The sequence below is a fragment of the Streptomyces sp. NPDC096040 genome, from assembly GCF_040303265.1.
Taxonomy (GTDB): Bacteria; Actinomycetota; Actinomycetes; order Streptomycetales; family Streptomycetaceae; genus Streptomyces.
Map to the genome: position 1 here is coordinate 1 of NZ_JBEOTA010000055.1, position 21879 is coordinate 21879.

The following is a 21879-nucleotide window of genomic DNA, read 5'->3' on the forward strand; positions in this document are numbered from 1 at the left end:
CTGCGTCCGCCCCGCCCGAACCGGGATGTCCCCTCCAAGGACGGGCCAGCACGGCACTCCGGACGAAACGCGATCATGCAACGGCCCCTGCCTGGGGATCGCTCAAGGGATTGGTCAGCCCTCTGCGAGTTCGCGCAGGATGGCTGAAGAGCCGCGGGAGTTGACGTAGATGATGGGGCGAGTGCTTCGTTTGGCGGTGATGAAGTCGGTAGCGGCGTGTTTCGCTGAGGCTGTTACGACCACGAAGATGTCTGCGTGAGCGGCCTGTGCGGCAAGTGTGCTGCTTCCGTCGTGTTCGGCGCTCGTTTCGATGTCGATGCCGGGTATCAGGCTGCGGAGTACTTGGGCAGCGCGAGTGGTGGCCGATTCGGTCAGGGAGTAGAGGACGACCTTGGCGCCTTGGAGGTAGCGGTAGGGGGCGGCGGGGTCTGCATCGTCGGTGTGGCCGGCCGCCAGGTCGTCGGGGAAGCTCTGCGCGAGTTCTCCGGCGACGATCTTGATAGCTTCTAGGTCGGTGAGGTTGAGTGCCGACTTGAAGGGCCTTGCGGTATCGATGACGGAGTAGAAGAACGTGACTGCTGCAGGGTTTGTCGCCGCGGTTGGGGTAGCAGTGACTGTCTGCAGGACGTCGATCGCCCAGGTAACGGTGATGGCTGAGACGTTCGCCTTGACGATGAGGGTGGTCCAGTCGAGCGCCGAGGCGAACAGTTGGGGGCTGGGGTTGGCTGCCAGGAGGTAGTCCAACAGTGCCAGGGTCTGTACGCGTACGCCGGCCGAGTTCTTCTCTCCCATCGCCAAACCTGCAAGGACCCGTTCGCTGAGGTCAGCGGCACCGTCATCGATGAAGATGTCGCGGTGTGCCGCCATAAACTGGCCGCCGAATTCGCCGAGTCTCCCGAGCACTTCGTCCGGGGCCTGCCGGAGGAGAGTCGTGAGGGCGTCGGCACTGAGCGGCGTCCACTGGTCGGTAGTCTCGGGGTCAGCAGGCGTTGCATGCTGGTGGGAGAGGTCTTCGAACCAGGTTCGCCATCCGCCGTGAGACTTGCTCTGTGTGAACTCGTCCAGCCAGGCGAGGTGGTCGCGCAGGCGGGGTGCTGAACTGTCGATCAGGGGGCGCAGGTCGTGTGCGGCGATGTACACGGCGACCAGGTCTGCTCGATGGGCGGAGTGCAGTTCTCGGGAGCAGGTGAGGAGGATGTATGCGGCTGGGATCCCGGGTTCGAGGGTGAGGGCGAGGTCGAGGGCTGACTGGATGTCGCCGAAGGCCATGAGCCGGGTTGCGCGTTCGAGTGGTGATTCGGCTGTGGGGGTGGGGGGCTGGGGTGCGGTTGGCTGTATCGCTCCGGTGGGGTTCTGCAGGTGCAGGATGGCGCGGAGGTGGTCGGGCAGGTCGGGTTCGATCGCTCCGGCTTCGTCGAGGAGTCGGTTTTGTGTCTCTTGCACACCGGCCCGTACCGCTATGAGGAACTCGACGACGGCTTGGGCTCGGCTGGTTGCCGGCGTGCCGGCGTACAGAGCATGGAACGCAGGGGGAAGTTCGGTGACAGCGTCGAGTAGTTGCTGTTCGTTTCCGGCGGTGTCGTGTGCGGCAAACCAAGTGGCGTAGACCGCTTGCTGAATGAAGTGGGTGATCCGTGCGGGGCGGTGCATCGCCAGAAGTTGGTCGATGTCACTGTCGGCAAGGACTGCGTTCCAGTCCTGAAGTCCTGCGTACAGACGCAGTCGGAGAAATGCCAGGTTGGTCTGGTCGAGGTCGGCCATCGCTTCGAGTTCACGAAGGCATGCCAGGGCAACGCTACGGTCTTGGGCCGCGATGGCGTGGCCGAGGTCGTCAAGCACCTCGACGGTGGTGCGGTCGGCGTCGAATTCTGAGGTTGGCCGCTGGCGGAGGAGATCTCCGAGGGTCAGCAGAGCGTTGCGGACTTCGTTTCGCGAATGCGTCGAGTCAGGCTTGGAACGTGGCAGGACTTCGAAGCGCAGTACTTCGAGGGGCATTGCTGCCAGTTCAGCGTCGAAAGGATCAGTCGTTTCGAGGGCTCCGCGGTGGCGGGGCAGATCGCTGAAGGTCGGTCCGATCCAGCTATCGAGAAGCTCCAGTACTTCACGGCGCTGGCGCGCGGTGGGTGCGAACCCGTACCACCACAGTCGGCCTTGGAAGCTGCGTGGGAGGAATCCGATTTTGCGCTGCTGGATGGCGTTGATGTGCTTCTCGAGGATTGCCTGGAAGCCTGCGGGCACTTTGTTGGGGTGGATCTCGTTGCCTTCGGCGAAGAATGGTGTGAAATCAACACTCATGGCAGTTGGTACCTGTTCTGATACTCCACCCAGGCGCGGGCGATCTGGTCCGGGTCGGACACGACGGTGACGCCCTCTTCGTTTTTGGTCTTGCCGAAGAAGGTGAAGTTCATGGACCCGTGGATGTGGAAGCGGTCCGTGAGGATACCTTTGTCGTGCAGGTTATTGCGGATCAGCAGTTGTGGCCGTGGGCCGACGCGTGCGAGTTCGGTCAGACGCTGCCGGGTCTGCGCGTTGCGCGGGTCGTCGCGGATGATCACCTGGATATCTGTTCCGCGTCGGGAGAGTTCGATGAGGACCTCGGTCAGCCTGATGGCCCGCGAAGGAAGGCCGGGGAGCAGGCTCTTGAACTGTCCGGAGGCGTTGTCGATGACGACGATGTCGGAGATCCAGGGCGACAGGACCCACAGTCGATCGGACGGAGCCAGTAGTTCTGTGACCAGGAGGTTTTGAAGTAGGTCGTTGAGCTGGCGGGTTTCGCCGGCTCCGGCGGTCATGATCCTTCTCATGCGGATACCTCGGCGAGTTCGAGCGAGACCACGACGCTGCCGTCCGGGCTGTGGTCGATCTCGACCACTCGTGGATAGACCTGGAGGAACTCGGTCTCAATGGCGCGGATCGACAGGTCGACCAGCATCTCTGCCAGCTTCGAGGCCTGCTCGGGAGCTGCTGTCACCTGGGCTGAACCCTGTTTGGCAAGGCGGGAGCGGACCTGGTCGTCGGCGTCGGCTGCAGTGACGTCGATCGTATGGGCATTGCCGGTGAGCACTCCCCGCATCAGGTCGGGTGCGGCGGGCAGGCTTTCGGCGTAGGGGTTCCACGACTGCAGGGTGTCGGAGCGGATGGCCCACCCTCGTGGCCACAGAGTGCTCTGGATAACGTCGATGCGCTGACGGTCTGGGGAGTTCGCGGAGAGGTTCAGCCCTGTGTCCAGGTCGCGCCTGTCTCGCATCAGGTAGGCCCACGTGCGTGGTGCGATCTCCATTCCCAGACGCTGTTCTTGTGCTTCCCACTCGTGGATCAACACACAAAGCGCCTGGTCAGTGTCGGCGGTTGAGCCGGGCCTGAGCAGGCGGTTGGCGAGGCTTGAGATGACAGCCTGCTCCGCGCCATAGATACCTGCGTGGCGCAGTTGTGCTCGGATGCGGGTGAGGTTGGTGACGCGCTCGGCCTGTGTCTGGGATCCGCGGTAGTCGGCGACGAGGCTGCGCCAGTCGTCGCGGTCGGTGGTGTAGCGGACGATCCGGCGCATGTGGGCGTCGACGAGTTCAGTGGTGGAGGGCTGGATCGCTCTCATCATCAGGCGCAGGAATCGTCGGGGGTCGGGACGTACGCGGGTGGCGAGTGCTTCGATGATGCCGCCGCCGCCGATCGAACTCTCGGTGAGCCAGACCTGGTTGTCTCGTAGGGTACCGGTGGGACCGTAGCCGGGTTCGATGTCGACCAGGATGCCTTCGGGATCGTGCTCGGGGCAGATCTCGCGGGCTGCCCACAGGGCTGCTTGTCCCAGTGTGGCGAGGGCACGCTGGCGCAGCCATGCCTGGAATTTGTAAGCCGGCGGGTTCCATACCTGTGCGGTCAGATGGTCGAGGCGGGCCACGACGTTCTCGTCGGCGAGCAGCGCTTGCAGGCGCTCCGCCATCCGGCTGACGGCGGCGCTCTCGGTGTCGTCCACTCCGGTGCTGCGGAACATAGCGTTGAGGGTGTCGGTGAGGCGCGCGGCGAAGGTGGTGCGGACTGTCTGGTAGGCCTGGGGCAGTGACGTGCCATCCGTGACGGCTGACATCAACAGCATGCATTCGAGAGCCTGGTGCAGCCATCCGAGTTGGAACCGGTTGACTTGTTGCAGAAGTTCCTCGTCCTGAGTGACGAGGTGCTGGAACCATGCGCTGCGCAGAGCGGGTTCTGCGCTGGCCGGTGCGGTGATGGTTTCTGGCAGGGTGATGGTCAGGCGCAGGCCGTCCACATCGTAGGTGGCTCCCAGTCCGACCGGTTCGTCGCCCAGTGCGAACTGGGCGCGTACCCGGGCTTCTCCTCGCCTATCGATGACGATGTTCGCCTCGGACGCGACCGCTACGCGGCGGGCTTCGACGTGGGCGTTCTGCGCGTGCAGGAAGAAGCGTGCCTCCTGGATGAGTGCGCCGATTGTGTCGGAGCGGGGTATGCGGGCGACGAGACCGATGCCGTGCTCGATGAACTGTGTCCGCCAGAGCATGGTGGCGTTGGAGGAGTCTTTGATGCCTGGCGGGGTGTCTTCCAGTTTCATCTGGTCGGGCCTGATGACGGGAAGGTGCACGGGCTGTCCGTGCATATCGACGGTGGCTGCCTCCTGGCGACGGGGCGTGGGCAGAGTGGGAGCGAGGTCCAGGACGGTTTCGGTCGTGTTGTAGGGGATCGGGATCCAGTGCCGTTTGTCGAGGTTGCGAGTTGCAAATCGCCGGGACACGCGGCCTGGGGCGTACTCGCGAAGCATCTGGGCCATGCCCATCGCTTGCGGCTCTGGTTCCTTCTCCCAGGGGGTTTGGGGCGGGACGATCACCTGTCCCTCGGGGAGGGCGAGTTCGCTAAAGAGGTTCTCGGGGAAGTAGTCGGGCAGCGGATTGCCGCCCATCGTGTCCTTGCCGGTCTCGTACTGGTGGGCGGCGGCGACGGCCCAGTTGTTGCTGAGCCGGCGGGCGAGTGTGGGTATGGCTGCGAGCATGAGCGGGCGAGGCGGGTGCCACAGGATTTCTGCCGCCAGGTTCTCAGGTATCTGAAGCGCACCCTGGGTCCACTCGCGCAGGCTGCGCTGCCTGGCGGGGTCGCGCAGGAGTTCTGCAAGGACCTGGGCAGCGGCCTGCTGGACGTGTTGGGTCTTGCGATACGTGGCGCGGTACTTGGGATCGGCAAGGCCCTTCAGGTCACGCCACAGGCTCGCGTCGGGGTGCTGTCTGTGGAGTTGTTCCGCGAGCCAGTCAAGCATGGCCAGGGTGGCTTGCATGCGGAGCACTGCGCGATTGCGGATGGGAAGCACGAGTTCGGGCAGGACCGGGTCGAACAGTGCATCCCAGGCTTCGTAGGTGGCCCGGTCGCGGCCGTAATCAGACAGGACGACGACGGTGTACGGGCGCATGCCGCGATTTCGCCCGGCCCGTCCCTTCCGCTGCAGGAATGCGGCGATTCCGCGGGGAGCCTTGTGCTGTAGTACGGCTCCGACGTCCGGGTCGTCGAAACCGACCTCGAGTGAGGCCGTAGCGACGACCAGTTGGGACTCTGCGTTGACGCCTGCGTCCTGCGAGGTGGTGCGGCTCACCTTGAGCCCGTCACCGTCGATCTTGTGACCCAGCTTTATGGGCAGGTCCCATACCTGCCCTGCTCGCCGCTGCTCAACGAGGCCTGCCTGCCCGGGGCGCCGCATCGACGCAAGAGGCGCCTTGAACTGCTCGGTGTGGCCTTTCTCGTAGCGCTGTCCTTCTGCGTCCAGGAGGTAGGAGTAGAGCCGGTTGGTGACGTCAAGGTCGTCAGTGAAGACAAACGCCTTTGTCCCGAGCAGACCCTTTGAGATGCGGGATGCGGGATCGTCGAGGAACCGCGGCAGCAGCATCGCGGCCTGGATCGTCGTGGACAGGACGGATGCGCCGCTGGTGGGGTCGCTTCGCACCGCGATCATGTACTCGGCGCCTTCGTACTCCATCTCATCCGCGCTCGGCTCGACGTTGGTGACCAGACCATCCTCGACACCGGTGAGGTCAGCCATGTGGCGCACGGGGTTCGACAGCGTCGCTGAGAGGCCGACGAAAGTGACCGGGCTGCGCAGCGAGTGGTGCCAGCGCCGCAGAACCAGCGCTGCCTGGGCGCCTGCGGTCCCGCTGTAGGTGTGGATCTCGTCCAGCAGCATCAGGCGTGGCTGCTTGGTCGCTCCGACGCCGAACAGGCGCCGCATGGAGAGGTCGGACAGTCCCCGGTTGAGCGATTCCGTGGTGGTGAACAGCACGTCCGGGGGCTGTTCGCTCATACGCTGGCGTGTCAGGACGAGCACGGATTCGTCGAACTCGAGCGAGCATGCGCTGCAGGTGAGGCGCTCTTTCTTCCGGCTGACGTCTCGCTCTGACCAGTACAGCGTTCCCCCACACACCTTCCGGCCGTCGCCGGGGCAGGTGAAGTGCGGGCATTCGTAGCCCTGGGCGTGCTTGGTCCATGAGTACCGGGCGGACAGGCTTTTCGTGGAATGTGGGGTGTCCTTGCTGAGGACTGCGATGGTCATGGGTCGCCCGTTGGTCTGGGTCCAGATCTGGTCCAGGCGGCGGGCGTGGGCGAAGGCGGTGTTGAGTTGGTCCTTGAGAAGTTCGTTGCGCGGATAGACGGCGAGCGCGCGTGTCCAAGCGGTGGGGTCCCGGAGCGCCGCCAGGTGAGCGAAAGCCGGCAGGTAGAAGGAGAGGGTCTTCCCACTGCCAGTGCCAGCACCTACGACTGTGGCGGTGGTGATGCCGGCCTGGAGGGCGGTCATGATGTGCCGGCTGGCACGGACCTGGAATCCGCTGAGCTGGACGTGCGCGGTCTTTTTCGACGTCATCGTGGCGATGACGTCGTGGCTGACATCGTCAGTGCCGTGCAGGCCTTCGAGGACGCTGTCCCAGGGCTGGTCACGCCTGGGGTACGCACGCGGCCGGCGGGCGTAGCGGAAGTCGGAGATCAGCGAGGGGCCCTGGCGCCAGGCCTGTTCGGGACTGTCTGAGAGGAAGATCTGGCGCAGGCGTGCAAGGAGGCGCAGTGCCTCGCCGTTGCGTGTCCGCCATCTCGGGGGCGAGGCCGCTGTGTCTTCGGTGATCAGGCCCTGTTCATTGAGTTCGTCGATTGTCTCTTCGGCGGTACCGATCTGTCCGTTGTCCAGCAGGACTTGGAGGACGAGGGCGTGCAGTTCGTCATAGGTGAAGCCGCCATCGACGACGCCCCAGGACAGCAGAGGGTCCTCATTGCCCTCGAGCACATCGAGGATTTTGCCCTGAATGTCAGAATTCACCGCAGCCTCACCCAGAATCTGTCGAGGATCCCCAGCCGTGCCAGTTGAGTGAGGACCCCAGGCGTGAAGGAGCTCAGAGGCATGCCCGTTGCCTCTTGCGCATCCATGATCACTCTAGCGAGGGCGGGATCGACGAGTCGGCTGATCTCTTCCCCGCAGGACCGCAGGCTTTCGCGTGCTGCCGCCAACTTCGCAATGTCGCCCGGCTGGGGCACTGCACGGTTGCGCAGGACGTTGAGGATGCCGTGTGCGTTCTCGATCTCGGCACGCAACTGCTCGATGTCCAGGCCGCTCTTGGCGAGTGCATTCACGAGATCTTCGTTGATCGGTGGGGTGTCACGGCTCAGTTCCTTCACCCAGGCGCCGTCGACAACCTGCCGAAGGCCATCGATCAAAGTCCGTGCTTGCTTGATGTGTGCCTTCACGCTGTCGAGCGGTGCGTCGACGTCCTGCGCCGCAAGTGATGCGGCAGTCTCCCTCAGCAGGCTGGTGACCTTGTCCATTGCCGCATCGGGCAGGTCTTCGCCCAAGGCGATACCGCCTGCGCGGAGTTCAGCCATGCCGCCGGCCACCTGGCGGACGTCTTTGAGGAGGGACTCGACCGCCTCGGCCGCGGTGACGAGTGCGCCAGTGCGCTGCTTGATCGCATGGGCATCGTCTGCTGCCGCGGCAGCGGTGCGCAGGTGGTGGATCCTTTCCAGGAGTGTCATGCGTTGTCTCCAGGTCCGGTCACGTGGGCGATCTCGTCGCTCAGGGCGTTCAGCCCAGCGGAGAGGCGCCGCAGGGCGTCGTCGTGCTCACGCTGCACCTCGGAGACGGGTCCGGCAGTGAGCTTCTTCTCCAGTGCTTCCACGGCATTGCCCGCCATGCTGAGCCAGGTTTCGATCCGTTTTGCCGAGCTGTCCCAGTCCAAGGTCATCAGACGCAGGCGTTCGTCCGCCGAGAGAGTGCGCCAAGACTGAAGGGCTTCACGGATGGCTTCCACCTTCTTCTGGTCGCCCGATTTGACCGCTCGGGCCGCGGTGGCGAGGCCTTCTGCGTTGATCGATGACGGCAACTGGCCGAGGGCTGCCCGGTGGGCGATGAGGCTGTTGAGGGGTTTGGCGACCTCAGCGACGCTGCTTCCGAGTTCACCTGTGTCGGGCAGGAGGCCGGAGGCTTCTTCCAGCAATTGGTCCAGTTCTGCTGCCCGGGTGTCTATGTTGTGCACCGCCTGGATCAGGACATCGGGCGCCTGCGCCGGCCATGCGGCGTCGGCAACATCGTCGCGCACGGCGTGCAGGAGGCGGGGAAGGTGGATGGCAAGCGGCTTGCCGCTTCCCTGGCTGTAGGAGGCCAGACGGAGCAGCCTGTCCTGGAGCCACTCCCGGCCGGGCTGCTGGGACGAGCCGCTGAAGGCGTCCTGCCATTTGCGCAGTCGCGGCCGCAGTTGGCCCCCTGTGGCCTCGGGCCTTGAGGCGAACAGTGCTCTGATCCTGCTGTGCACGTCAGGCTTGTAGGCGTCGGCAATACCGAAGGCTTTGCTGACGGTCAGCAGAGCATGGGCGATACGGGCAAGTTCGGGATCGTCGTTGCGGTCTTGCAGGTCGAGGTATGCAGTCACACGTGCAGCCCATGCCTGCACCTTCGCCATACACAGGCGCTGGAGGACTTCACCGTTGGGTACGGCGTCCCACGAGCCCTTGCCGCTCGCCCAGGCGAGCGCGCGCAGCACCCGGACGTCCTCATCATTGGTGCGGTCGACAGGGATGAGCGCCTTGTCGAGCTTGTCGTCGTCCAAGACGATCGAACTCGAGGCGTCGAAGGACGGCGCGTGTTCCTTTTTACCGCTGGTCCAGCCAGCTTCGGGTCCAAAGCCGTTCTCGAACTCGAGGTATCCGGTGACGGCGGCATGCACGATGTTGCGCAGGTCGTTGCGTTCGCCCTGGGTAAGGTCGCCGGAGGCACGCCAGCGGTCGACAGCCTGGACCAGGCGCGGATTGGCCTCTGGTGTCGCAGGAGGAAGCGTGGGTAGTTGTGAAGGCTGCTCCTCGATCTCCCTGGGAGGTTCCTTCTTCTGGCGTGTAGTCGGAGGGGCGGGCTCTGGCGCGTTGCCGAATGCTTCCAGGAGAGGGATGCCAAAGGCGTCGTGGATCGTTGGGTCGAGGTTCTGGGGCCCGTTGCCTGGCCCCCAGAAGCGGACCATGCGGATGCGGCGCTCGGACATGTCGGGATCGCCGGGAGTGCGCAGTCGCACCTGGTCCTCGATGTTGTCGAGGATGTCCAGCGCGCCTGACCTGAAGTCGTTTTCGAAGCCTGCGCCGGGGAAGCGGCTCTCGTCGATTTCGCTGTGGTCACGTTGGAGTACGGGGCGCAGGACGCGGGTCAGGACGTCTCGGGCGATGAACCCCTTGTCCTGGGAGCGGCTGCGGATGGCGAGGCCGAGGGCTCTTCTGTTGAAGGGAAAAAGTCCCATGTCGTCGACGTGCCCGAAAGCCTGGTGGCATTTTTCCCGGACGGGGCACTGAAGGCAGGGTTTGGGGATGCGGGCGCCTTCGTCGTGGTGCTGGTCAATGAGTGCGGACCCGGCGCGTACCGCATTGAGGTAGCGGGCGGCGAAGTGCGCGGGTTCGAAGGTTGCTGCACCTGTCTGGGACGTTTCCAGGTCATAGACCTTGTAGGTGCGCGAATAGACCGTTTCCGGAATGTTGTTGACGAAGTATCCCGTGGTGACGGCCATGACGACGCGCATGGGGCACAGTTGGAGGTTCTCGGTGGGGATCAGCGTGATGGCGTCGATGAGACCGCCCTGGATTCCCTGGAAGATGGAGAAGTCCTCGATCAGGAGGAGGAGTTCCAGTCCCTGTCGCTGCAGGTCCAGGCGCAGTTCCACGAGGAGTTGCTTCAGGTCGTCCCCGCCGATGCCGAAGACTTCGCTGACGGCCGGCCCGAGTTGCTCGTTGAGCATCTTGGCTGCGAGATCCCGCAGGCCTGCCTCGCTGGTCAGTGCGCCGGCAACGTCCCGAGCATTGGCACCGGCGTTGTTGATGTCGTCGACCGACAGGTTGAGGTCCTGCGGGCTGAAGCCGAATGCTTCTTCCTTGTCCTCTGCGCCTTTGCCCGAGAGCTTCTCCCGGACCAGGCGCCCGATGGGGCCGTCGTCCGAAAGAAGCCGGTCGCGGAAGACGGGGTCGAGCAGCAGTGCGGGCAGGCCCTCGGGGGAGGCGAGATAGGCACGGAGTTCGTCGTCCTCGGTCGTGCCGCCGTCCTGCCGTGTCCCCCGGGTCTCGACGAGGACGGCCAGTGCGGCGCGCAGGCGCAGTCGCGCTTCCTTTTCGTCGGATGCGGCGTCAACAGCGGTCGCCACTTTGGCGCGCAGTTCGTCGGCACGCTCGCCGGTGGCGTGTTCAAGGATGAGGTCCAGGATCCCACGCAGCGACATCCGGTGTTTGGGAACGAAGATCAGGCGCGTTGCGTCCGTCGTCTCCAGGTTGATGCGAAGCCAGCGGACCAGGTGGGACTTCCCGGTGCCGGGCTTTCCAAGAATCGGAATGATGGGCTGGTCGGCAGGCTGTTCACGAACGGCACGCAGCAGGTCGTGCTCGGTAGAGGGGCTGCCGCCGGTGGCGCTAGCCACGTGATCGCGCTGGATGAGCGGGATCGAGGTGTGGGTGGCCAGGAATACGCCGTCGGAGGTGCTCTCGGCTTCCACCGGGATGATCCGCAACTCCTCGCCAGCCTCCCAGCACGCGGCCGGCAGGTCTCCCCGCCAGGTCATTTCGTTCCTCCTTGGAGCAGGGTGACGTGAGTCTGCCGCGTTGTGTCGAACCGTGAAAGGCGGACGCCGTCGGCATCGGGAAGCGTGGTGAAAGCGAGACGGCCGCGGTCTTCGAGAACACGTAGTGCCTGGCCTACGGAACTGTCCGCGCAGTCGTTGCGGATGCCCGGGTCGGGGTCTCCGCCGGGCAGGAGTTGTGTGAGTGAGGCGCGGATCAAGCCGCCGTGCAGGACGGGAATCCGGGCCGCCAAGGTGTCCAGGAACTCGCCGATCGGCATCCGTCCTGCAGGGATGTCCTCCAGTGCGTCCTCGATCGCGACGACAGGCAGGGGAACGAGCCCCGACTTGGACTGCGCCAGGGGCGTCTGCAGTACCAGAGGTGGCGAGGCCATCCCGAGGGCGCGGGCCCAGCGTGCGAAGGCGCCCCATCGCGTGTCGTTCGTCAGCGCCCAGGTTTCGTTGTCCGGGTCGGGGAACTGCGCCAATTGGAGTTGCTGGATGTTGCCGGTCCAGGACAGAGGCCGTCCGAGGGCGTCCTGGGCGAGGAACCAAGACAGGGCCCGGGTCAGGTCGCGGGCTCCGCTTGTGTAGACGTCTCCCGGACCGACCTGCCACGGGTCGCCGTCCCTGGCCAGGTCGAAGACGTGTTCCTGGAGGGCGCGGCGGAACCCGGCGGGTGTCAGAGCAGAGCCGTTGCGGGCGGCAGCACCGGCAACGGTGACCGTCCCGGCGTCAAGGGTGAGCAGTTCTATCGCCCTGAGCACGTAGAGGGTGTGGGTGACTCCCTCACCGGCGGTTGCGGCCTCGTTGAGGCCGGGCGGCTTGAATGCCTCGACCAGTTGTTCCTCGGTCCATGCCCGCCCGGAGTCGATGAGAAAGTTGACGATGGCACGGCCTAGCCCGGGAAGGCTTCGGGGCGGGTTCAGGACAGCCATCACAGTCTCCTGAGGAAGTCATCGATGTTCCAGTGCGGGCTCCGGATGTTTTTGATGGGTTCATCCGGGTATTCCGGGTCGTGCAAGTTATCCGGTACTACTACCACGCGTAGTGGGCCGCGCGTCGGTGCGAGCCAGGACATGGGAGGGGTGCCCTCAGGGTCCGCGATGAGCAGGCTGGGGACCGCCAGGGACATAGGGGCTCCCCTGGTGCGCAGCGTGTCCACGGTCACCAGGCCTTCGTCGGCGAAGCGTGCGGCTGACCTGACCGCCGGCAGGGCCAGCAGTGCTGTGGGGGCCACGATCCCGCGTACACCGTTGGTGACGCAGGCCTGAATGAGGGTGCTCAGGGAGCGTCGCAATCGGCCGTCTGTGTAGGTGACGACGATGCTGCGGTGGCCGGCACCGAGTTTTTCCAGTGCAGGGCTGGGGTGTCTTCCCAGGTCAGGCATGCGTGCTTCTGCGACAAGTGGCCGCGCGGACCGGTGGCGGGGTTCGTGAAGGTGCTGGTCTGCCGGGCACCCGGAGCATGCCGCTGCGACGTTCTGCGTCGCATGCATGGAGCCGACGTTGGTGTAGGAGTACTCCTCGCTCAGTACGCGGCCCCAGCACTCGTCTTTGGCCAGGAGGCGCCGAATGCGTGCTGTGGAGGCCGTTTCTGTGTCCTTGATCTGTCTGCGTTGCTGCTGAACCGCGGCTTCGAAGGTCTGTTGGTCCAGGTTGGCGACGTGGGGGCCCAGCCGGACCTTGGCCTGGCGTACGAAGTCCGCCCATTGCTTGCTGCGCCGCGCCTGCCATGCGGTCTCGGATTCGTCAGGTCCGCGTTCGGGCGCAGGCGGGTCCAGCCTCTCGACGGTGATCAGGCCGGCGCGCTCCATGAAGACGAGAGTGTTGCGGTTCCACAGTTGGTTGGCGTCCGAGGGGCGGTCGTTGTGCTCGGGGACGACGCCCGTGTCCAGGATGAGGCTTCCGTCCGCCTGGTGGGTGTGTCTGCCGGCGGTCCGCATGGCATCCCAGCGTTTCCATGCCTTGTCGTCCCCGATCACGGTTGCTTTCTCGATCCGCTGTCCCTCGGTGATGTCGCCGTGGGCGGGCAGCCAGACCGAGAGTGCGGCATGTCCGTCCCGTCCGGCACGGCCGACCTCCTGGTAGTAGCGGTCGACGGAGGCGGGGACACACGCATGGACGACGGTCCTTACATCGCTCTGGTCGACGCCCAGGCCGAAGGCGCTGGTGCCGACGACGATGTCGAACGTGGTGGGACCGCCGTCACCGGACCATCCCCGCAAAATGTCGAGGCGCTCGGCGGATCCGGTGTTTCCGTGGAAGACGGCGGTACGGGCGAAGCCCGCTTCCTTCAGACGTGCCGCGATCGTCTCTGCTGTTTCCTGCTTCGTGGTGTAGACGATTGCCGGCCGGGGCAGATGGTGCATCGCTTCAATGACACGGTCGATGCGATCGGCCGGTGATGCCGTCGTCCCGAGCAGGTAGCGCAGTTCTGTGCGAAGGTAGGCCGAGCCGACGAAGAGCGACTCGGCACTGCCTGCGAAGAGTTGGTCGTTGAGCAGAAGACTGGCGGCGGAGAGCGTGGCGGTGAGAAGGACGACGCGCGGCGGGGTGTTTCCGCCGGCGGCTGCGACCTCCCGCAACTCCCCCACCAATGAGGCAACGATCTGGAACTTCGGGCGGAAGCTCAGCCCCCATGTACGGACCAGGTGTGCCTCGTCAATGACAAAGTGAGTCAGCCGCCCTTCGGCCGCCAGGGGCCTGAGCAGGAAGGCGAGTTCTCCCGTGAGGGCCTCGGGTGAGGCGAGAAGGATCCGCTGGGTACCCTCGCGCAGGCGCTGCTTGATGGCTGCGCGTTCCTGCTCGTCGCGGTCGCTGTAGTAGGCCAGTTCCGGGGCGAGTTTGGACGTGGGGAAGCGCTGGTGCAGTTGGCGTTCCTGATCCAGGGCCAGGGCGATGGTGGGCAGCACGACAACGGTGGTGCCCTGAGAGCGCATCAGACCGGGAGCCAGTCCGACGATCGTCTTGCCCGTTCCGGTGGGCAGGACCACATGGAGGGTGGACGCCGGATCTGCCAGTGCGGCAGTACGCAGGGCGCTGGCCTGGCTGGGCGAGCGGTAGCGCTCGATGTCGGGAGCTATCGCCTGCACCGCAGGGTCCACCGGTACAGGGTGCGTCGGGCGGGCGTAGGTGGGGGTCTGTATGCCCTCTGCGGAGGTGAACGGGCCAGGGCTTGCGCAGGCGAGGTCGACCCAGTGGGGGTCTCCGTGGAGCCAGTGGGGAGCCCATGCATCGCCGAGGCGGACGTGGTGGTGGGTGGCTCCGAACCGTTCGGTGTTCAGACCGGCCCGGCCCAGTGCGGCGCGGTCGACGGTCCGCTGATCGAGCGGGATTTCCAGGATGTGGTTGCGTCGGCCGGTGACCGCCGCGTGGTGGCGCAGTACCTGGCCGAGCAGAGCAGCAATGTCACCGCTGATCTCCGGCCCTGGCAGGCCGGACATCCAGACGTCCGCGAGGCGGCGGTGCGGGCCGCTGAGGGTCTGCGTCTGCTCCGGGTACCCCAAAAGAATGCGCTGGATGACGTCGAACTGACTGGTCATGCCTATTTGTCCTGTTCAAAACCGCGGCCCGAGACCACGACCACACCGGTGCTGTCCAGACGCAGGGATAGGGTCTCAATGGCCTGAGCCAGGGCCTGGCCGACCGTCAACTCGGTTCGCACTTCTTGCTCCAGCAAGTCGCGTTCGCTGCCCGATGCACGGGCGGCTCGCAGTTGCAGTTGCCTGAGTCGCGTCGCCAGGTCGGCCTTGGCCGTCGTCATCGCCGCGGTCCGGGCTTTCACCACAGCGTCCTCGCCGAGAGCCAGCCGGTGGGCGCTGCCCTCGGCAGTGCGCCAGGCGTGGGCCCACCTGTCGGCCGGGACCAGTTCATAAGCGCGTTCGATCCGCTTGCGGTTGAGGGCAAAGTCGCCGCCCAGCATGCCTGCAGTCGCCTTGGCATAGGGAGCCTGCAGGGCCTCAAGGTGGCGCTCGTCGGTCAGAAGCGTGCAGTCCTCGTCGAGCCACACGGTCATGATGAGCGGTGGGAACATCCCGTCTGCGCGGCGCTTGAGCGAGGGCTGGTCGAGCAAGAAACCGGCGAGTATGCGTGTCAACTGGTCAGGCCCGTCGGCCCCGCACGCCTCGAGGGGATTGGCTTCGACGGCGTAGTCGAAGCGGTAGGCGAGGCGCTCCCTGCGCGGCCACTGCGGGAGCCACCGCCACATCCCGAAAGCCCGCCCACGGTCGTCGTTCCAGAGGAAGTCGGAGACCGCATCGATGAACCGGTCTCCATAGCGGTACAGGCGGAGTCCTTCCGTGTCGACGGCGACCGCACGGCGGAAGGTCCCCTGCTGCCGTGCCAGTGGCAGGAAGTCACGCTGGAGCCTTCCTGCAGGGATCAACGGAATCTGGGTCTGCCCCTGAGCTGGTCGCCTGACCAGTTCGTAGCTTCCAACCATGCGGACCGGATCGCCGACGGGTTCGAACCGGAGGTTCCCGGGCCCGCCTCGGGAGGAAAGCAGGGCATCGCTCAGCGCAGCAAAGTCGGCTGCCTTGTCTTCGAAAGCCGTCATCCGGCCATAGACAGACCGTTCATCGGCCGGCGCTTCGAGGCTGTCCAGGGCGTCTTGTTCACGTACGCGCTCAATCTCATCCTGCAGGATCTTCTGTACTGCGGTGACTGCTTCTGCGGCGGCCTCGGTGCCTCGGGTGAACAGCAGGTCCCATGCGGTTTCGGTGGCGGCATCGACCGCGTGCTGCAGGCTGGCGATGGACTTGTCAAACACTCCGAAGCCGTCGGTCAAGATCTGCGACCACGCCGCTGTGAACGACTGTGTGTCGTGTTCCTGCGCTACCTGGCACGAGCGCCAGGTGTGCCCATCTCGGTGGGCATCCCAGCGGTCGCACCTGCCGATGCGCTGTTCGAGGCGGTTGGCCGTGGCGGGCAGGCTCACGTGGACCAGCAAGTCGGCGAACTGGAAGTTGCGGCCTTCCTCGGCGGAGGCGTCGGCAACAAGAACGCATGCAGTTTGGGCCTGCTCAAAGCTGCGGACGGCCTGCTCTGTCAGGGCCAGCGGGGAACCCTCCACGTGCTTGAGGACACGGCCAGGCAGCAACTCTTGCAGTTCGCCAGCCAGTTCGGTGGCCATGTGCAGTGTTGGGCAGAAGACGACCAGACGCTCTGATGTGGCGAAAAGGTAGGTCAGCGCGTCGGCCAGGGGGCGCGAGATGCTGCCCTTGCGGTCGATGAAGCGAAGGTCGCTGTCGATCTGGTCGAGAGCGTCCTGCTCTCCTTGTGTCGCCGCCGTGCGGACTCGGGCCCATTCGCGCAGTGCATCGGGGTCCAGAGAGAGGGAGACCGCCCTCGCCAGGGCGGACGCCGCTTCCCGTCGGGCTTCGTCGTCGGTTTCACAGGCCGCCCAGGCCTCCTGCCGCCAGTTCTCCAGGAGGCGGGCCACCTCAGTGAAGACGTCTGCCTCCAGGGGGATGCAGGCGGGGCGGTGACGGCCGGTCAGCCGGTATGCACCTTCCAGAGCAGTGGTGCGGCGGGTGCGCAGCATGCGGCGGTGAACCCGGTACACGTCGGAGACGTGGGTCCGCAGGGAACGGATGACGTCGCCAAGGGCGTCTTGATTCTGCTCACTGATTGCCAACGCCGCCTGGGCAATGAGGCCGGAGACCTCTGCGTCCTCAGGGAAAGCTGCGTCCAGTTCGGCAAGACGGTTCTTCAGCAGGACACCGGGCAGGCCGGGCCGCAGTCCCAGAAACAGGCGGCCGAGACCGGCCCGTGCCTGCATGCGCTCTCGCAGATCTGCGGCCGTCGTGTGGCGGTACAGCGCGGGGTCGAGCAGCTTGAGCATGGCAAGGAACACCTGCTCGTTGTTGAGTGCAGGCGTCGCCGAGAGCAGCAGAAGGCGCGGGCTCGCTTCGGCGATCTCAGCGAGCCGTGTGTAGCGGGCAGACAGTTGCTCCTGTTCGCTGCCTGCAAGGCGCGCCAGATTGTGCGCCTCGTCGACCACGATCAGATCGGCGGGTTCCCAGGTGCCGGGGTCGTCATCGCGGCTGAACCTGATCCGGGCGTCCGGGAAGTCCGTGATGCGGAACTTGGTCTCCAGTTCCCGGCGCCACTGTTCGATGAGGAACGGCGGCAGAATCAATTGCACCGACAAATCCGGGTTGTCCAGGATCAGCTCCCGGATGACCAGTCCGGCCTCAATCGTCTTGCCGAGTCCGACCTCGTCCGCCAAAAGGTACCGCTGCACCGGGTCCTGCAGAACGCGCCATGCCGTTTCAATCTGGTGCTTGTGCAGTTCAATACTACTGGACAGCGCTCCACGCATCCCGTGAACTGCTGAGCGCTGCGTAAGGATGCTCTGCAGGAAGGGGCGCCGCTTGTCTGCCAGGAGGGGGGACTCCAGCAGTCCGGCACCGGCAAATCCGACGGGGTCGATCAGTGGCCTGTCCCAGCGGACATATAGGTACTCTTCAGCGACATGCCCCTCCCATTCATGACCGCGCACATGAATGTCGCGTTGCGCTGTCACGTCCATGATGCGGCCTGAACGCCACCTGCCAGCGCTGATCCAGAAAACCCTGAGCTCCGGGGTCAGAGAGAGCCGGCCCAGGCTCGCCCGAGGAACGGTTTCACGATAGCGCTCGACGGGGCCCTGCCCAGGGGTATCGAAGTACTCCAGAATCAGGTCGTCACCGACTCGCCCCACCAACTTTCCGGGACCCAGCGTGTTGGCGCTGGAGACGAGCAGGTCGCCACGCTTCAACGATGTGCCCCGGGCGCCACCACTACTGGCCGCTGAGCGACGCCTCTTCGCTCCATCGGAACGGGTGGTCGCCGCCCCCGTCGCCGTACCGTCAGCATTGCGCGACCCGCGACATTCCGGGAAGCTTGAACAACCCCAAAAAAACTTGCCCGCATTGGGTCCTCGGGATGCGCCTCGCATGACCATGGGGGCACTGCACCGGGGGCAGAGGACAGCCTCATCCACCATGTGGCATCCCCCAAGGAGCGTGGCTGTCCAGCATCAGCAGGCGGCCATCGTGGAGGTGGTCCGGCTCGCACCCACCACCCCCCAAGGTTGCTACTGGATTCTTTTCCGGCCGATCCCGGCGTCCATGCAGCCCCGCTGCCCGGGCAAACTGAGGCCCGTCCAGACGGTGGGGAAACTTGACGCGGTACACACCCAGGTCGCTCCCTCGCACCCGTCCCAGGATCGATGCGCCTGGGCTGGGATCACGCCGGTAGACCCGGGTCTTGGCCGGAGGGCGCTCCGGCATACGCCACCAGAGGGCGACCCACTGCTCCCGGGTAATGGGTTCCGCTATCGACTCAAAGAAGTCAACCTGGACACTCTCCCCCTCAACTGCTGCGCCTCGCCGACCCCCCAGAAAACTGATGATACGGACAAAATCCCCCACCTTGAGCCCCGTCATTACACTTCCTTCACAAGGTGCTCACATCCAGCCGATTGAAGCGTAAACCAGACCACTGACAACCATCGGTCCGGTTACCGCCCTGCGGCCATCACCAGGTGCGACGCCCCTGACGACCCGCTGGAGGCTCACGCCTGCCCTCCCACCGCCACCCTCCCCAGGGAGACTTGCGCCAACTCACTGCTGCCCGAACTCCCCGTCTCAAGCATTACGGGTGAGCTCGCGATGACAATGATCGTGAACGTTCATAATGCATGCAGTTGGTCCGGTCAATGCTCTACACGCAAGAGGGGGCGCCGACTTTGAGGAACAGCCCCAAGGGGCGGTGCGGTGCACACTGGGGCGCAACCTAAGCGAGGGCGACAAGGTCGTTGTCTCTGCCACCGCGTTACCGCTGAGCGCGGGAGCGAGCCGAGAAGTGGCGCCGGAAACTGACAGAAGAGCGGCCATGTCGGCGGTCTCTGAACCTGGGTTCAAGGAACGGCGCCTCGGCCAGACGCTCTGTAGCCCGGGGACCTGGCTACCGTGGCGAGCGCGAATGCGATGCACAGCCCACCAGCATCCACCGGGTATGAGTGCGTTGTGGTGAGCGGGCGAGGCTCAAGCGGCCCGAAGAACGCCCGCATTCACGTCATCCAGTACAAACTGTTCATCTTCTCCGTGCACCCACCAGGGCCACCGCCCCCTCGACGGACATGCGTCAACCACCTCCAGTTACTCGGGGTGGCTTCATCGCGCGTCGCCCACCGCGGCATTATCCGCCCCGACTGCAGCCGAACACGCTGCTTCGAGCGTGTCTGAAAGATCGTGTAAGTCCGTGATGTGACAGGCTGGCCGGGGACTCTGACCTGGGCCTTTGACCAGCCGGGACGGACATGAATGACAACGAGATCCCGGCCGTCGAACCGGTCGAGGACAAGCTCGTGGATGAGGTCGTCGAGCGGCTGCTGGACCGCGCCGACGCCTCGGGCGCTGCCCTGCTGGGTGAAGGCGGGCTGCTGACGGCGGTGACTCGGGCCGTGCTGGAGCGGGCCCTGGACGCGGAGATGACCCACCACCTCGGATACGAGAAGCACGATCCCGCAGGCCGCGGCTCGGGCAACAGCCGCAATGGCACTTCACTGAAGACGGTGCTGACCGATGCCGGGGCGGTCACGCTGGCCGTTCCGAGGGACCGTGACGGGTCCTTCGAACCGCAGCTGGTGCCCAAGCACGCCAGGCGGCTTGCGGGCTTCAACGAGCAGGTCCTGTCGCTGTATGCGCGCGGCATGTCGGTGCGCGACATCCGTTCGCACCTGGCCGGCATGTACGGCGTCGAAGTCTAAGGGGCCTGATCAGCAAGGTCACCGACGCCGTCACCGACGAGCTCGACGCATGGCAGAACAGACCACTGGACGCCGTCTGGCCGATCATCTACATCGACGCGCTGTGGGTGAAGATCCGCTCCGGGTCCGTGGCCTCCCGGCCGGTCTATCTGGCCGTCGGGGTGGACATGGACGGCTGCAAGGACGTGCTCGGCCTGCGGGCCGGCGACGAGGGCGAAGGCGCCACGACCTGGATGACCGTGCTGTCCGAGCTCCGCAACCGAGGGGTCTAGGACGTGTGCATCGTCGCCTGCGACGGGCTGAAAGGCCTGCCCGACGCGGTCACCGCGACCTGGCCCAAGGCCACCGTTCAGACGTGTGTGATCCACTTGATCCGTGCCTCACTGAGGTTCGCCTCCAAGCAGCACCACGCAAAGCTGGTCACGGATTTGAAGGCCATCTACACCGCTCCGACCGAGCAGATCGCCGAGCAGGCCCTCGCCGACTTCGCCGCAAGCGAGCTGGGCCAGGTATCCCGCGATCGTGCGGACCTGGCAGGCCGCGTGGAGCGAATTCACCCCCTACCTCGCCTTCCCGCCGGAGATAAGGAAGGTCGTCTACTCGACGAACCTGATCGAGTCGATCAACGCACGGCTGCGGAAAGCCACCCGCAACCGCGGACACTTCCCCTCCGAGCAGGCCGCGTTGAAGGTGCTCTACCTCGCCGTCCGCGAGCAGATCACCCCCAAAGCACGCGATGTCAACCACGTCGCAGCACACTGGAAGAAGGCGCTAAACCAGTTCTCCCTCTTCTTCGAGGACCGGCTCAACACCAGGTGAAGGACCAGGACTTACACAAAGTTCCGTACACGCCCGCTGCTTCTGGCGGAAGCTGACAGTTCGGTGAGTTGCCGTCGTTCACCGTACCTGTAGAGGCACGATGAACGCGATCAGTCGGTCAACCCCGCACGGAGCGGACGAGCAAGTCGGTGAGCAAGCGGATGTCGTTGGGGGTATTTTGCAGGCCGTTCCAGCGGCGCTGCTCGCCGTCGGCGAAGCGCCACATGCCTGAGGTCCAGGCCGTCACCGGCATCAAGCCGAGGATAGCGTTGCGGACCTCATCACAGTCGACGTCTTCGGCGGACATACCGTCGGTGAGGGTGTCCATGACGAAGCCCATGGCCTGGATGCCGACGCCGTGGGTGAGGCGGGATTGGCGGGGCGGGAGTTTCCAGGCGTCACTGAAGGTGTCCTTCACGATGGTCCAAAAGGACCTGAGGTGCGTCAGCATGCGTTCGACGTCGCCGGAGCCGTCTTCGGGGTTGCGGTACTGGTAGAGGGCGCCTTCGAAGAGGCTGTGTTCCAGCATGCGCAGCAGACTGGTGTCCTTGATGTTGCCGTGGGGCGAGGTGGGACTGGCGATGCGGCCGTAGAAGGGGCCTTGACCGTCGGTGTTGAGGCGGGTCATCAACTGGGCAGGCAGGCGCCGGCGGGCATAGGCGGGGGGAAGGTGTCCGCTGGTTTCCGGCAGCAGTTCGTGGATAAGCCCCTTGGGAAGCGGCTTAGTGGAGTTGACCAGGATGAACTGGGAGCGCTGGTCTTCTTGGTTGTCCGCGATGAACCCGACGGCAGCGACGGGGAATTCGGCCAGGTCTGCGTCGCGAATGGCGGCGCTGCGCTGCTGGCCGTCCACGATGAGGGCGGGTTTGTCCTGGTCGGTGAGAGATTCGTCGACGGGGATGACGAGGACGCCGGGGACGGAGTAGTCCACGCCAGCCTTGGGGGGGACTCCGCTCTCGAAGCGGACGGTGTCGTCGAAGGCCAGGACGAGGGCGTTGGGGAGCATGGCGTCCGCGGATTCGAGGTACCGGCGGATACCCCGGATATGACTGAGGACCTCGGGGCGTTGGTAGCCCTGGAGGGTGCTTGCGTCGTCGCGACGTACCCGGGAGACGGCGGCGAAGCTGTGGATTTTCTTCCCGTCGACGGCAAAGCAGTAGATTTTTCGGTTGCCTTGGCGCACTTCGAGGGCGGGAAGCTTCAGCTCATATCGGTCGGCCATTCATATCTCCTGACAGGGGTTCTACGGAAAAGC

General features: G+C 65.1%; 9 protein-coding genes and 1 pseudogene. 1 reads left to right on the top strand and 9 read right to left on the bottom strand.

Annotation, left to right across the window (positions count from 1 at the left end; all coding sequences use genetic code 11):
- Positions 1-114: 114 nt before the first annotated feature.
- From dpdD to dpdE, 8 genes are read right to left on the bottom strand one after another with little or no spacing between them, the layout of a single operon-like run.
- Positions 115-2295 carry a protein DpdD gene (gene dpdD, locus ABTY98_RS39880; RefSeq protein ID WP_352226061.1) on the bottom strand — a complete coding sequence of 727 codons (2181 nt, stop codon included), beginning with the start codon at positions 2293-2295 and terminating at the stop codon, positions 115-117.
- Positions 2292-2792: a phospholipase D-like domain-containing protein DpdK gene (dpdK, locus tag ABTY98_RS39885; RefSeq protein WP_352226062.1), complete on the bottom strand. Its 501-nt coding sequence runs from the start codon at positions 2790-2792 to the stop codon at positions 2292-2294. The genes dpdD and dpdK overlap by 4 nt, the downstream gene beginning before the upstream one ends.
- Before the next feature lie 8 nt (positions 2793-2800).
- On the bottom strand, positions 2801-7294 hold the full coding sequence (gene dpdJ, locus ABTY98_RS39890; RefSeq protein ID WP_352226063.1) for a protein DpdJ: 4494 nt from the start codon (positions 7292-7294) through the stop codon (positions 2801-2803).
- Entirely contained in the window at positions 7291-8004 is a 714-nt protein-coding gene (locus tag ABTY98_RS39895; protein ID WP_352226064.1) for a hypothetical protein, read from the bottom strand. The genes dpdJ and ABTY98_RS39895 overlap by 4 nt, the downstream gene beginning before the upstream one ends.
- Positions 8001-11051 (bottom strand): protein DpdH, encoded by a 3051-nt coding sequence (gene dpdH, locus ABTY98_RS39900; RefSeq protein ID WP_352226065.1) that lies wholly within the window; start codon positions 11049-11051, stop codon positions 8001-8003. The genes ABTY98_RS39895 and dpdH overlap by 4 nt, the downstream gene beginning before the upstream one ends.
- Positions 11048-11986, bottom strand: a complete 939-nt coding sequence (gene dpdG / locus ABTY98_RS39905) for a protein DpdG (RefSeq protein ID WP_352226066.1) — start codon at positions 11984-11986, stop codon at positions 11048-11050. Before dpdG ends, dpdH begins: the two co-directional genes overlap by 4 nt.
- Positions 11986-14592 (bottom strand): protein DpdF, encoded by a 2607-nt coding sequence (dpdF, locus tag ABTY98_RS39910; protein WP_352226067.1) that lies wholly within the window; start codon positions 14590-14592, stop codon positions 11986-11988. Before dpdF ends, dpdG begins: the two co-directional genes overlap by 1 nt.
- A 2-nt stretch (positions 14593-14594) precedes the next feature.
- Positions 14595-17810, bottom strand: coding sequence for a protein DpdE (gene dpdE, locus ABTY98_RS39915; RefSeq protein WP_352226068.1), 3216 nt, complete (start codon positions 17808-17810; stop codon positions 14595-14597).
- 1545 nt (positions 17811-19355) lie between these two features.
- Between dpdE and ABTY98_RS39920 the strand changes: the two are divergent.
- Positions 19356-20624: pseudogene (locus ABTY98_RS39920) on the top strand (IS256 family transposase).
- Positions 20625-20742: 118 nt separating this feature from the next.
- On the opposite strand, the gene dbpB reads toward ABTY98_RS39920, so the two are convergent.
- Positions 20743-21846 carry a DGQHR domain-containing protein DpdB gene (gene dbpB / locus ABTY98_RS39925; protein WP_352226069.1) on the bottom strand — a complete coding sequence of 368 codons (1104 nt, stop codon included), beginning with the start codon at positions 21844-21846 and terminating at the stop codon, positions 20743-20745.
- Positions 21847-21879 lie beyond the last annotated feature (33 nt).

What these genes read in the sequence shown, in the direction of transcription:
- dpdD (WP_352226061.1), bottom strand. Translation starts at nt 2,295, where the DNA reads ATGAGTGTTGATTTCACACCATTCTTCGCCGAAGGCAACGAGATCCAC.
- dpdK (WP_352226062.1), bottom strand. Translation starts at nt 2,792, where the DNA reads ATGACCGCCGGAGCCGGCGAAACCCGCCAGCTCAACGACCTACTTCAA.
- ABTY98_RS39895 (WP_352226064.1), bottom strand. Translation starts at nt 8,004, where the DNA reads ATGACACTCCTGGAAAGGATCCACCACCTGCGCACCGCTGCCGCGGCA.
- dpdH (WP_352226065.1), bottom strand. Translation starts at nt 11,051, where the DNA reads ATGACCTGGCGGGGAGACCTGCCGGCCGCGTGCTGGGAGGCTGGCGAG.
- dpdG (WP_352226066.1), bottom strand. Translation starts at nt 11,986, where the DNA reads ATGGCTGTCCTGAACCCGCCCCGAAGCCTTCCCGGGCTAGGCCGTGCC.
- dpdF (WP_352226067.1), bottom strand. Translation starts at nt 14,592, where the DNA reads ATGACCAGTCAGTTCGACGTCATCCAGCGCATTCTTTTGGGGTACCCG.
- dbpB (WP_352226069.1), bottom strand. Translation starts at nt 21,846, where the DNA reads ATGGCCGACCGATATGAGCTGAAGCTTCCCGCCCTCGAAGTGCGCCAA.